Source organism: Empedobacter brevis, assembly GCF_965118635.1.
GTDB lineage: Bacteria > Bacteroidota > Bacteroidia > Flavobacteriales > Weeksellaceae > Empedobacter > Empedobacter brevis_A.
This window is the reverse complement of record NZ_CBCPHV010000021.1, coordinates 1-12399: the sequence shown is the minus strand read 5'-3', so window position 1 is coordinate 12399 and position 12399 is coordinate 1. Positions and strand designations below refer to the sequence as shown.

At 25.7% G+C, this 12399-nt stretch carries 12 protein-coding genes; 2 read left to right on the top strand and 10 right to left on the bottom strand.

The features are described 5' to 3' along the window. From ACMHJW_RS14390 to ACMHJW_RS14360, 7 genes are all read right to left on the bottom strand, one after another. Positions 1-879 (bottom strand): DUF4339 domain-containing protein (locus ACMHJW_RS14390; RefSeq protein ID WP_413534099.1); only part of this gene is annotated, 879 nt, incomplete at its 3' end. 298 nt (positions 880-1177) lie between these two features. After that, complete coding sequence (locus tag ACMHJW_RS14385) at positions 1178-3400, bottom strand: restriction endonuclease subunit S (protein WP_413534098.1); 2223 nt, start codon at positions 3398-3400, stop codon at positions 1178-1180. Between the two features lie 309 nt (positions 3401-3709). After that, positions 3710-4000: a helix-turn-helix transcriptional regulator gene (locus ACMHJW_RS14380; RefSeq protein ID WP_413534097.1), complete on the bottom strand. Its 291-nt coding sequence runs from the start codon at positions 3998-4000 to the stop codon at positions 3710-3712. Then, positions 3990-4343 (bottom strand): type II toxin-antitoxin system RelE/ParE family toxin, encoded by a 354-nt coding sequence (locus tag ACMHJW_RS14375; RefSeq protein ID WP_413534096.1) that lies wholly within the window; start codon positions 4341-4343, stop codon positions 3990-3992. The genes ACMHJW_RS14380 and ACMHJW_RS14375 overlap by 11 nt, the downstream gene beginning before the upstream one ends. 117 nt (positions 4344-4460) lie before the next feature. Further along, positions 4461-5546: a Fic family protein gene (locus ACMHJW_RS14370; protein ID WP_413534095.1), complete on the bottom strand. Its 1086-nt coding sequence runs from the start codon at positions 5544-5546 to the stop codon at positions 4461-4463. A gap of 327 nt (positions 5547-5873) precedes the next feature. Beyond that, the gene (locus ACMHJW_RS14365) at positions 5874-6329 is read right to left on the bottom strand and encodes a hypothetical protein (RefSeq protein ID WP_413534094.1); all 456 of its coding nucleotides are present in this window, start codon (positions 6327-6329) and stop codon (positions 5874-5876) included. Positions 6330-6387: 58 nt separating this feature from the next. Next, positions 6388-7404, bottom strand: a complete 1017-nt coding sequence (locus ACMHJW_RS14360; RefSeq protein ID WP_413534093.1) for a replication initiation protein — start codon at positions 7402-7404, stop codon at positions 6388-6390. A gap of 575 nt (positions 7405-7979) precedes the next feature. Here ACMHJW_RS14360 and ACMHJW_RS14355 point away from each other — a divergent pair. Continuing rightward, positions 7980-8240 carry a hypothetical protein gene (locus ACMHJW_RS14355; RefSeq protein ID WP_413534092.1) on the top strand — a complete coding sequence of 87 codons (261 nt, stop codon included), beginning with the start codon at positions 7980-7982 and terminating at the stop codon, positions 8238-8240. A 105-nt stretch (positions 8241-8345) separates the two neighbouring features. Next, a complete protein-coding gene (locus ACMHJW_RS14350) occupies positions 8346-8618 on the top strand; it encodes a hypothetical protein (protein WP_413534091.1) in 273 nt (90 codons plus the stop codon). A 1112-nt stretch (positions 8619-9730) separates the two neighbouring features. On the opposite strand, the gene ACMHJW_RS14345 is transcribed toward ACMHJW_RS14350, so the two are convergent. From ACMHJW_RS14345 to ACMHJW_RS14335, 3 genes are all read right to left on the bottom strand, one after another. Further along, entirely contained in the window at positions 9731-10801 is a 1071-nt protein-coding gene (locus tag ACMHJW_RS14345) for a hypothetical protein (protein ID WP_413534090.1), read from the bottom strand. 271 nt (positions 10802-11072) lie between these two features. After that, positions 11073-12119: a DUF4339 domain-containing protein gene (locus tag ACMHJW_RS14340; RefSeq protein ID WP_413534089.1), complete on the bottom strand. Its 1047-nt coding sequence runs from the start codon at positions 12117-12119 to the stop codon at positions 11073-11075. Positions 12120-12126: 7 nt separating this feature from the next. Further along, positions 12127-12399, bottom strand: a 273-nt coding sequence (locus tag ACMHJW_RS14335; RefSeq protein ID WP_413534088.1) for a hypothetical protein, incomplete at its 5' end; no start/stop codon positions are given.

Genomic DNA, 12399 nt, shown 5'->3' with positions numbered 1-12399 from the left:
CTCTTTATATTTTTTATGACTATCATCACCTTCTGAAGATAACCAACTTATGTATCTATAATCATTTTTATCAATAAGAAAATACCATTTATTTGAAAAATGATTTGCTAATAGAATTGTTAAAAACGAAAACATAATTGAAGTAATTACAATTTTAATAATTTTGCCATCAATAATTACGTTATTTTTTTCATAAGAATTAGTTATGATTTCATCAGAACTTTCTAAAATTTCAATTGGTGGAGGTAATATGTGAGAAGTTTCATAAAATAGCGGAGGATTATATGCAATTAAATTTTTAATTTCTACAATGTCAGAAGCTTTTTTCCAATTATCCAAATCTTTTCTCCAAACCAATGTTTCTTCATTAATTTTCTTTTCAATTAATTGTTCTAAAGTGAAAGGGCCTTCTTGATTACCATCTATTATTATGAAATATAAATATTTAACATTTGTACTTTCATTTATTTTTGGAGGAAAATGATTTTGTGAAGAGAGGTTGATTTTCAATCTATCAAAATAAAATTTTGGATTTAAATTAATTACTTTTCCACTAGAAAGTTGAATTAAATATAATCCCAATATTATTAATGCAATAAAAATATATCCTTGTTTTCCACCTGTTGCTACAAATGGAATAATGTTTAAAAAACCAAAAATTAAAGAAATGATTCCCCATATTTTATAATTTTTACTACCCTTTGTTGGATCTTTTTTTGCTGATGGACTAAAAATTAATGCTAAAAGTCCAGGTAAAAATCCTCCAACTAATAAAAAAAATGTCCACCATCTTCCAATATGTTTTGCTCTTCCAAAAATTTCAGAAATCATTAGAAATATAATACAGATTATACAAAAGATAATTAATGCTTCATTCATCGTTATTGTTTTATGACGGGAGTTTGTAATAAAATTTGAAATTGGTTTTTAATTAACCTAATGATTAGGCTATAACAATGATATAAAAAATTATAATAAAAAAACAATAACATAAAAAATAAATCTATATAGTTAATTTAAAATGGATAATTTTCGGATTATTGAAAAATGCATATACTACTAAATATAATTAGTAGTATAGAACAAAAAAACATGCTAATTAACATGGTTTTATATGTACTTTACATACTTTATATCTGTTATAGTTTTACCAAACTTTGAGTTACAGGCTGGCTTTTTATTTTGTCTTGTAGTTTTCCATCAAATTGATTAAACATTCTTTCATTTGTTTGTGAAATGTCGTTGCTTTTTCTGTGTCCATTAAATTAGGGTGTGCCGATTGATTTCGATAGTCTCTGATTATAGTTTTTATATCGTCAAGATATTCAATATTTAAAAGATCCTTTTCAAATCTGTTTAAAACAAAATATTTTAAATCTTGCAATAACGGGCTTTTTTCAATTGTTCTGCCTGTTAAATATCTAAGATTCACTTCCATTGAGCCTAATTCAAAAAACCATTCTTCCGTATTTTTAGTAAGACACTTTTGAATATGCTTCGATAGCCTAAATGTATTCTCATCATTTGGTTTACCTGATTCTTTTTTTCCTAAATCCCAAGCAAATTGCGTTTCAAAAGTAATTTTTCTATCAATGAGCGATTGAACATAAGCTCTAAATATTTTGCTTAACAATTCGTTTTCCAATGCTCTACAATATTGAAGAATGAAAGGTGAGTAGTCTGGATTGTCAAGTTTTGAAATGTGGTCAAAGATATATTCAGCTTCAGGTAAATATTTTTGACTTTTTAATTCTAATAAGTCATAATAGTCAAACCAATTTTTAATTTCTTTGATATACGTGTCAATTTGTTTTTGTTCAAAATGCAGATTGGAAATTTGTTCTTCCAATTTTTTGTTTAATAGTGATATTTTCTCTTCAATTTCACGTGGCAAATTTTGTATTTCTTTAAAATCATTAGATAAACTGAGAATTACAGTTTTAATATCATCAATTTTATTTTCAATTACAGTAAGCTTTCGAGTGTGTTCTTGTTGATTTGATAAAACTTGCTGTAAAGTATTTTGCAAACTTTGTAATTGTTCCTCGTGTGGACTAACTGCTTTTTCATTTTTAAGATTTGTATACTTTGTTTTTAATAAATCGTATTTCTCCTTTATATCAAGAAGTTGTTGATACGATAATTTTTCAAGTCTACTTTTTGAAGCATATTCTAAATCTGCTATTGGAAGAATTGGGATTTGAATATTTTTCAGGTCTTGTAATGATATTATTGGAAGTGTTGCACCTTTTGCGTGTCTTTTAATTTGTTGATTAAATAGATTTAAACCGCTATCTGTGTTAAGGTAAGTTGCAACATATTCAGCATTTATACCACGAAGTATAACAATATGTTGATTAGCTATAAATTTATTGTCATCTGAATTGTGAACATATATCGCAACTTTTTCTCTGTTGAATCGAGGAAAAAGTATATCTCCTTTTCGTAGGATTGCTTTTTGTTCACTTGTATTGAAATTATCCCTTTCGATAAAATTATCGCTTGTTGTTTCTTCAAGAAAACCGTTCAAAATATTTCTTGGCGAAAGAATTTTATAGGTTCCTTTGGGTTTCCTTTCATCTTGGTTAAAAGAGTTTCCAAGGCAAATTTCAACTAAATCTTCAATCTTTTTGGTTTTGTTTTCGTTTAATTGCTCTTGGTACTTTTGATTTTGGGGGTTATGAAAATTAAAATCCCATCTTTCGGCTAATTCTTCTTTGGAAACTGAGAAAGTTGGTTTTGCATTTTTAAAATTAAAACCCTGATTAACAGTGTAATAATCCGTTTTTGAAACATTGGCTTTGCTTACTACTAAAATAGATAGTTCAATCACTGTGTTTCTGATTGTTCCTTTCGGTAATGATAAGATTTTGCTTAATCCAAAATTATTTAGAATTAAATTTCTTTGTTCAGAGTAAACTGGTGCTGTTAAGAAATTGCTTGATAAAATGAAAATGGCAAAGCCATTTTCATTAAGCAATTCAAGTGCTTTTTCAATATATAATATTTCGCTTGAAGTTCTTCTTCCGTTAAATTCAAGTCTTTGTCCAAGCGGTGGAAATGTAACAACAAGATCAAATTTGTCAGATAAAGAATAATTTAAAGGGTCTGAATTTATAAATGTTAGTTTAGGGTTTAGATATTTAGAAAGTTCAATGTTGTTTGCATTTACGTCAACATTTACAAGATTTTCAATTTCAGTAAGTTTTGAAGAAATTTCGCCATAGTTTGAATTAAGAACAATAGCATTCTTTGGATCTGAAATATTTGCTAAGTCTGCAACTATATTTGATATAGTGTCAGGCACAAAGAATAAATCCTCTTGTCGACCACGATTTGATAATAATTCAAATTCGGCTAAGGTTTTTATATTTTTTGAATTCAATTCGTCTATTGTCATTTTTTGCGTCTGTTTTTTTTAAGCTTTCCTGTAATATAGTACTTTACGAAGTAAATAATAGAAAAGTTTCGTGAAATATTCTCTATATCCGTATATCGTATAATTACTTTGTTAAAAGTAATAAATTCTTTAATGGTATATTGTATTTAAATAGGATTTGTATGAATAGCGAGATTTTTATTTAATATTTTTAAATTCTCAATCATGGAAAACGAAACTCTACAATTGATACTTTTTTAATCTATTTCATTACTTAACATAATTCTTATTATGCTGCCTAAAAAAACCTCCATTTAGGAGGTTTTTCGGTTATATTTCAATCGATATTTTTACTTTTCCACCTAACCCTTTTTCTACTATATCAAATAAAGTTTTAAGAGTTAAATTACTTCCATTATTTTCAATTCGTGAAATGTATTCACGTTTTTTATCTACCAATTCTGCAAGTTCTAGTTGTGTCAAATGTTTGTCTTCACGAGCTTTTTTTAATAGTAATCCTATTTTAAAAGATTCAAATTCCCTTTCCAATTCGTCTCTTCTTTCTGTACCAACAGAACCATAAACATCATTTTTAATATCTTTCCAGCTTTTAGTTTCCATTTCTTTTTGATTTTTGTTCGTAATACTCAACCATTATTTTAGAAGCTTTTTCTATTTCATTTTTAGGTGTTTTTTGGGTCTTTTTTTGGAATCCATTCATTAACACTACTAATTTTTCTCCATCAAAGAAACAAAACACTCTCCAAATGTTAGATCCTAATTGAATTCTAGCTTCATATAATCCTTCAGTTCCAACTAAATGTTTTAAATAGTTTGATGGAACACGTTCTAGAGTTTCAATAGCTTCAATTATTTTAAAGATTTTATCCTGTACTTTTTGTGGTTGATCTTTTAAGAAATCTTCAAAATAGTTTTTAAATGCTATAACTTCTCTTACCTTCACGACACAATAGTAACTTAAAAGTTACTATTTTACAAAACGTATTCACTTAACATAACTCTTATTATAAGCCATAAAAAAGACTCCCAATAATAAGGATTTTTTTATGGCTTATTCTATCTATTTATCTTCAAGTATCTTTAATAATTTATGATTAAGATAAAGTTTCTCTTTTCCTATTTTAATTGATTGGAGTATTCCATTTTCTTCTAGAGCAATTAAGTAATTACCTACAGTTTTAGCAGTTCCTAGATTTTCATCAATTAAATTCTGTCTTTTTGTATAAGGAAGTTTAAATAAAATCTCAATTAAGTCTTTGGAATAAATTTTAGGTAATTTCGTTTTAATTTCAATGGTCATTTCTTCCATTGCATTTGTTATTAAATTTAAACGATCTAATCCTTTTAAAGCTGTATTTTCAATCATATCGAGCATATATAAAATAAAACCTTCCCAATTGTTATTTTCGGTAACATCTCTTAATTTTTCATAGTAATCTTGTTTATTCTGAATGATATATTCACTTAAGTAAATAGCAGGAACTTCTAATAATCCAGATAGTTTTAAATATAATAAAAGTAATATCCTTCCTGTTCTACCATTTCCATCAGCAAATGGATGTATAGCCTCAAATTGATAATGTAATAGTGCCATTTTAATTAAAGGGTCAAGATTATTGTCATTATTGATGAATTGTTCTAGATTAGCTAATTTCTCTCTAATAATTGATTCTCCACTAGGAGGAGTGTAAATAACTTCTCCTTGATTATTTGTTAAAGTTGTACCTGGTGTTACTCTTATTGATGAATTATTCTGTTTGATACATTGAACAATTTTAATGCAAAGATTTGTAGTTATGAATGGTTTATTTTTTAATTCTTCTAATCCTAACCAAAGAGCTTCTTTGTAACTTAAAACTTCTTTAGTAGGAGAGTTTTCTATTTTTTTTTCAGAAACGAATGATTGATATAATTCATCATTTGTTGTTATGATATTTTCAACTTCCGAACTAGCTTTTGCTTCTTGTAAATAGATTGTATCTAAAAATAATGTAGGGTTCGGTAGATTTAATAAAGTACCATTTAATTGAGCTAATGCTCGACCAGCTGAAATAGTTTTCTTTAATACGTTTTTAGTTTCAATATCATTTTCAGGTGGTAATAGAGGCAGATTGTTATATGGTGTTTTCCTATTGAATTCAATCATTTCTTCAGTATTGATTTATTAACGAGTGTAAAAATATAAAAAAATTACTCTCGAAATAACATCAAAGGTAAATATTACTCTTGTTTAAAAATGCGTATTTATTACTTAACATAAGTATTATTATCTACCAATAATTTTTAGGTTAAAATGCTGATTTTAAACAAGTGCCGTTTTGGATAAATGAGTTTGTGTTTAAAAACGCTCGGAAAACCGCATTTTACTGTTTAGTAAGGATATTCAAAACAGACAAAAAACATTATACAATATAAGCAAGTAGTATAAAACGCCTCGTTTTATTAAATTTAGTAGAACTAAATCTTTATAAATCTAAAACTGCCACCACTTTTTTTTATTTTCTGGAATATGTATAGGCTGTTCTAAATCAACATCTTTTTTAGGAGCATCTAACAAAAGAATTGTTTTTTGTAAATCCATAATTCTACCCTCTTTTTCTTGTAAAAGCAAGTCTTTATTTTTTAATTCTTGTTCATGTATAGCTTTATTTAAACGTATTTCTTGCTCATATAAAGCTAGTTTAGTCTTTAATTCATTAAATTCTTCTTGAGCAGGACTAATGTTAGTCATGTCTATGTTTTGACTATGCTCTTTTTGGTTATCTTTTACAGCTTCGTAAATTGAAAAAAGATAATTTACTTCAATAAGGTTTTTATTCCCTTTTTTTTGAATATATGGCTTAGATTCTTCTTTAGAAAATAATCTTCTTATTGTTTTTTCACTTTTATTTGTTTTTTTACAAGCTTCTTTTACATCAATGTAATTCATATATGGATGATTTATTTAGTTGGTCAAATGTAGGTCATGTCTAATTAATGACCATTGTTTAGAAGTGGTCATTTTTTAAATATTTTTGTTCAAAAATTTGTTCCATTCTCTTTTTTAAAGCACCAATAATAAAACCTTTTCTATTGTCGGCATATACAGAAGGTTCTCGAAGTTCTGTTAAGAAATCTAATAAATGTTCTTCAGATAAATTGTTGTACAAATTTTCAAAAAGATTTAAATTATTCTTCAATTCTTTATCTGAGAAATCAAAATTGTATTTTAAATAATCCTCTATGTTTTTAGGAATAAACCAACGATTTGACATCTGTTTATTTAAACGTTGTTTTTTTATTTCTGCATCTTCAAATTGTGGTTGATGAATAGGAATAAAACGAATACCTGTTATTTTACGACCAGTTTTTATTTTTTCATAATGAAATGTATAAGGACTACATTTATCTAATTCTTTTTTTGCTGGTTCTATTACATATCTAAAAAAATCAGCGGTTAACTTGTACTTATTTTCAATTTGAAACATTTTTTTTAAACTATCAATAGAATAATTGATCGGAGTTTTTTGATTAGAAAGAAGTTCATAAAAACGCATTGAAAAAGTACTTTCAAACTCCATTGCAGTTTTTAATTCATATTTTTTATAACCTTTTGAGAAGTCTAAAAATGCTTGTATTATTTCTTCTCTTAAAGTAAAGCCTATATATTCTTTATTTTTAAAAACTTTAGGAAGATATAGGATGTTTATTGTTTCCCACGTTTCAGAATCTTCATACTCAAATCCTTTTTTTTCTAAAGAAAGTAATGCTTTCTTTATTTGTGCATGGTTTTTATCTTCTTCACTTTTTTTAAAAGCAGAAAAAGGGAAAGTAAATTTAAAGAGTTTCATATCATCATAAGAAAACTCTTTCATAGAGTAATTTTTATTTAATTCTTTTCCTTCTATTAAACTTTGCAATTGTTCAATTATTCGATATAAAATACGTTTTTCATATACTGAATAATCATATTTGGCTGTAGTTAGGATATAAGATTGGATAACCTCTTTATTATTGATTTTCATTTAATAATTGTTTTAACTATGAGTTGATTAATACAAATATAATACTTTCTATGAGTTGTAAAAATATAACTCATAGAAAGTATTATAAAACTCATAGTTTAGCTTTTTTAAGGTATTATAAAACTCATATTAAGGTATTATAAAACTCATAGTTCGTATTTTTAAAATACTTGTAACATATATGATAATTAATGTTTTATCTATTTTTTATCGAAAATCGATAAGTAATGTTAGATAAGTTATGTTTATTTAATACAAAAACATGGTAATTTTTTAGTTTTTAAGGGTGTGATTTTCTACGAAAAATCACTTTTGGGAACTTGCTTGAAATGCAGTGTTTTCGTTGCAGTGAAAAACAAAAACAAATTGACGTGACTTTTTTATGTGCACCAAGGGGCGGGCGGTTTTTTTAATTAAATAACGTAATTTATTGATTATTAAAATATTAATGTATTTTTGTACTTGAAATTTAATGTTTAACGTTGAATTTGAAAGCGAAACGATGATAAACGACTTCTTTTTGAGGTCGTTTTTATTTTTTTAGAACTATATTTGTGTACACAAATAGTTACATAATGACGATCGTAGAAACAACAAGTAGACAGTTTAGAGAACGTCAGAAAGATTTTTTTGATATGGTCGACAAAGGAAAAAAAGTAGTCATTAGAAGAGGAAGTAAGAAAGCTTATGTGCTAACACCTATTTCTATAAATGATCTTTATTTTTCAGAAGAAATGATCCAAAGAATTAAAGATGCTGAACAAGAAATCAAACAAGGAAAAGGAATAATTATAAAATCAAAACAGGATTTAGACGCGTATTTTGATAGTTTATGAGTTATAAAATTATTTTTTATCAGCGAAAGGACATTACAACGATAAATGATGCTAAAAATTAAACTAAAACTAAATATAAGCAACTTAAATGCAATCTTGCATGTATTGAATAGTTACGATAAAGAGTTTAAAGGTGATAATTTTGCGTTTAAAGCCATTTTATCTATTTCTGATGACTTATATAGTAAATTGATTAGAAAAGCGATTACAGAGCGTAAAAACGATAAAATATTTACAATTTCATTCAAGTATCATGAAGCTTATGCACTTGAAGCCATTTTAAGGCACTTTATTTCAAATACCGATGAAAGCTATTCAGATACTTATGTAAAAAACACGGCTCATGTTATCGCGAATAAAATTCATCAAGAGTTATAATTATTTCAATAAAATTTAGCTTTACTGCACTTATGTAAATCCTTTCTTTTTTCTCTTAAAATTTCATTTAGATGCAAGATATGGATTTGTCTACACACTACAAATCACAACCTGCCTTTTTAGATAGAAGAAAAATCAAAATTCGGAACTCATTTTTAATAAAAAGTTTGATAGCAAGAGGGTGCTTATATCCTACCGAATATAAACATGTATTTAGTTGATTATCAGTAATATGATGTTTTGAAAATATAATATTCGAATATAACTTGATTATATTTTACATTTAAAAATCTGATTATTAAATTTTTAAATGTAAAAGTGAAATATATTTCTGTACTCTTTCTACACGATTTTATTTTTTAATTTAATGGAGAAAAATCGATTAAAATTAAGTTGTCAAAAATGACCATTTTTATGTTTTTGAAAAAAAGCAAGAGGATACCGAACAAGGTTCGGTATTTACTTAATTTCCAATGTGTTGAAAATTGCAATTTTTACAAAAATGGAGCATTTTTTAAGTAAATAATTGAAAATCAACATCAAAAAATGGAGTATTTAATAATTTTTAACATAAAATAAGCTTTTTTTGAATAAAATACAATAATGTAATATGTTTAAAATTTTAATATAATTGATGGAATTTTAAAAAAGGAAAAAAAGTATAATGTAGGGGGAGTGATTTTCGATGAATTATTAATAGTTTAAATCTATAGTTTAAACTGTGAAATTGAGATGGAAAAAATAGTATTCCGAATGAAAGTAGGAATAGCAAGCAGTAATCACGGAGACCGAGATTGTTTTTATATTCCTATGATTTACAGATGATTACAAAATGTAATTACTAATTTCTATAAATAAAAGTAGTAATTTTAGTTATAACTAATTGATATATTGTATAGTTAGCTTGTTTTTTTTAAATAGTATTTTATAGAAATACTAAGTTGTATAAAATGAAATTTATCTAATCAAAAGAAAATATAACAAGGTGTTTTTGTAACAAAAAAAGCTTAGAATAATGACATAAAAAAAACCTCCATTTGGAGGTTTTGTATTTCTATTTTACATAAAATCTGTTATAGGTTTACTAAGCTTTGAGTTATTAGCTACAGTTTTTAGCTTATATAGATTGATAAATCATTATTTAATTCAACGATTTGTGCATCATTCATTTTTTCAACTAGTCTTGTTGCATTTGGATTATGCGATTCAATTATGAAGAAAGTTTCTAAAACAATTTTAGACTTATCGTGTTTATATTCATTGAAAAACAGGGCGTAATCATGCCCGTGAAATTTAATTAAGATAGATTGTCCTTTTTCTACTACAATTTTATTTTCAATTCCATTGGCTCTAATTAATGAAATTAAGTCTTGAATGAATATGTGAATTGTGTAGGGATTAATTTTAGTATTGTGAAAGCTTTTCGTTGTTACAATACTTTGTGATGAAAGCATCTCAGCATAATGTCTGTTAATTATGTGAATAAATGAATAAAGATTGATTTCAAAACTCACATTGTTTAGAGTAAAAAATCTATTTTCATTTCTTGAATCTATTGAATTGATGATTTTAGTTGACTCGTTATAAGTGTAAAATGACTTTAAAAGACCTTTAAATACATCTTTACTCTTACTTTCCGCTAAAGTTCCATTCCGATAATCTTCAATATTTTTCTTTTTTATTGTATCTCTGGTCTCTTTTGCTATGTTTTTTAATTCCTCAACGGAGTGTCTTTCATCTAGGCAAATATCTGCCCAATATTTAGCAGAATTTTCCAAAAATGCCTTGTCTTTTTGTAACTCTGATTCGCTTACAGGAATTATTAATTCATTAATGATTTTAAAATCTTGCAATGATTTATAGATTTCTGGATTATATTCCTTTTCGTTTATTTCTTTAAGTTTTTCTAAATCAATATATTGGCTTGCTGTTTTATTTGGATTAGGCTTATAGAAAATTGATTTGAATTCCAAGTCAAAACCATAAATTAAATACAAATTTCGAAATTTCGAATAATCAAACCTGTTATCAGATAAAGCGATTTGATTATTCGAAATTTGATAAAAAAGAAACAAATTCTCTAATTCTTCAAAAGTTAATTCTTGCTTATCATTGAATTTTGTTTCAATTGATTCTATCTTTTCAATAGCTTTAAGTACTTCGTTTTTTATATAATCATTCATTTCTAGTCGGTTTCAAATTTCAGCTAACTGCGCAAAGTCACTTGAATAATTTAGCTTTAATTATTTATTGTTATATATCTGGTTTCAAATGTATTACTTATTATGTGTAAATTAAATAATAAGTAACAGTAAAATATTTAACACCAAACTATTACTAAACATAATCATTATTCTAGAACATAATAAAGCCTCCTAATTGGAGGCTTTGATTTTTCTATTTCACATAAAATCTGTTATTGGTTTTACCAAACCGAATTTGTAGGAGTTTTTTTTATTTACAACTTTTAGTTACGTTACTAATTACTTCTTGTTTAAGTAGATTACTTATATTTTCTGATATATTTACATCAAATTCAACTCTATATTTTGAAGCACCATTTGGAATTCTTGAATAAACCCTTGCTGATTCAGATGAATGGGGTCGAATTGTATTAAAAAAATATAAAGGTGATGATTCAATTATATTGTTGTTATAATCTAGTATAAGTAAATTGCATTTTATACTACTATAGTCTAGATAAACATTATTATTGTTTGAAATAGTTACACTTCCACTTAAAGTGGGAAAATAACCACCAGACACATAAATATTTTCTTCTTTCTTTATGTTATCATAATATTCTGCAATTTTTGTAGAAGTATCTATATTTAGATTTGATTCTAAATCTTTGCTTTTTGCAATTTTTCCTAGTTCAACATCGTCTTCATTACCAGTTAGACATCCTTTCTTTATTCCGTAACTTCTTATTTCATTATAGTAATAATAAGATAATCCTTTGGAACTGATTATTTTATTTTTGAAATTTTCTCGTGTAACTTCTACAGTTATTGGAATTTTTTTATTGTACGTTGCAAATATATCATAATTTCCAAATGAATTTTTTGAGACGTTGTTTATTTCAATTTTTTCTTTCAATAATAATCTCTGTCCGATTTTTGAATAATTTGGATAGATTTTTTCAAGTTCATCTTGATTTGGATTTTCAAGCGAGAGCAAAGAAAAAAGTCTTTCTGTCTCTTTTTTTGCCATTTCTTCTGTGAAACTAAATTTATTGAACAGAAAAAAAGACAATGTACTAACAGCAATTATAGCGAGAATAATTAAAAAAAGTTTATTACTATTTTTTTTCTTTTTAATTGTTTGATCCTTTACATAATTTTGATATTCCAAAAAATCTGGTAAAGATTCAAAAACAGTCCAATCTTTAATTCCGTTATACCAAACTTTTGATTTTGGGTTTATATTATGCTTAAATAATTCTTCAAAATTAAAAGGACCTTTTTGTTCTTTACCAATAATTATCCAATATTTTTTCATATAATTTCTACGTAATTACTATTTTATTGTTCTTATTGAATACACGAATTGTTATAATTATAAAAGATAAGATTATGAAATAAATCCAATCTTTCATTGTTAGAAGAAAATAGAAATAAAGATTATAAAAATAATTTTTAAATTTTCCTCTTTTAAAATCTCCTTTTATCCAGCCATCAACTTCTATATCATTCCAAATATATTCAGTGTTATCATTTTTTTTAATTTTACTTCCAAAAAGAGAGGTTATTTCATACGAAATAATATTAATTTTCATTGC

What these genes read in the sequence shown, in the direction of transcription:
- ACMHJW_RS14355 (WP_413534092.1), top strand. Translation starts at nt 7,980, where the DNA reads ATGACGATCGTAGAAACAACAAGTAGACAGTTTAGAGAACGTCAGAAA.
- ACMHJW_RS14370 (WP_413534095.1), bottom strand. Translation starts at nt 5,546, where the DNA reads ATGATTGAATTCAATAGGAAAACACCATATAACAATCTGCCTCTATTA.
- ACMHJW_RS14385 (WP_413534098.1), bottom strand. Translation starts at nt 3,400, where the DNA reads ATGACAATAGACGAATTGAATTCAAAAAATATAAAAACCTTAGCCGAA.
- ACMHJW_RS14360 (WP_413534093.1), bottom strand. Translation starts at nt 7,404, where the DNA reads ATGAAAATCAATAATAAAGAGGTTATCCAATCTTATATCCTAACTACA.
- ACMHJW_RS14340 (WP_413534089.1), bottom strand. Translation starts at nt 12,119, where the DNA reads ATGAAAAAATATTGGATAATTATTGGTAAAGAACAAAAAGGTCCTTTT.
- ACMHJW_RS14345 (WP_413534090.1), bottom strand. Translation starts at nt 10,801, where the DNA reads ATGAATGATTATATAAAAAACGAAGTACTTAAAGCTATTGAAAAGATA.
- ACMHJW_RS14365 (WP_413534094.1), bottom strand. Translation starts at nt 6,329, where the DNA reads ATGAATTACATTGATGTAAAAGAAGCTTGTAAAAAAACAAATAAAAGT.
- ACMHJW_RS14380 (WP_413534097.1), bottom strand. Translation starts at nt 4,000, where the DNA reads ATGGAAACTAAAAGCTGGAAAGATATTAAAAATGATGTTTATGGTTCT.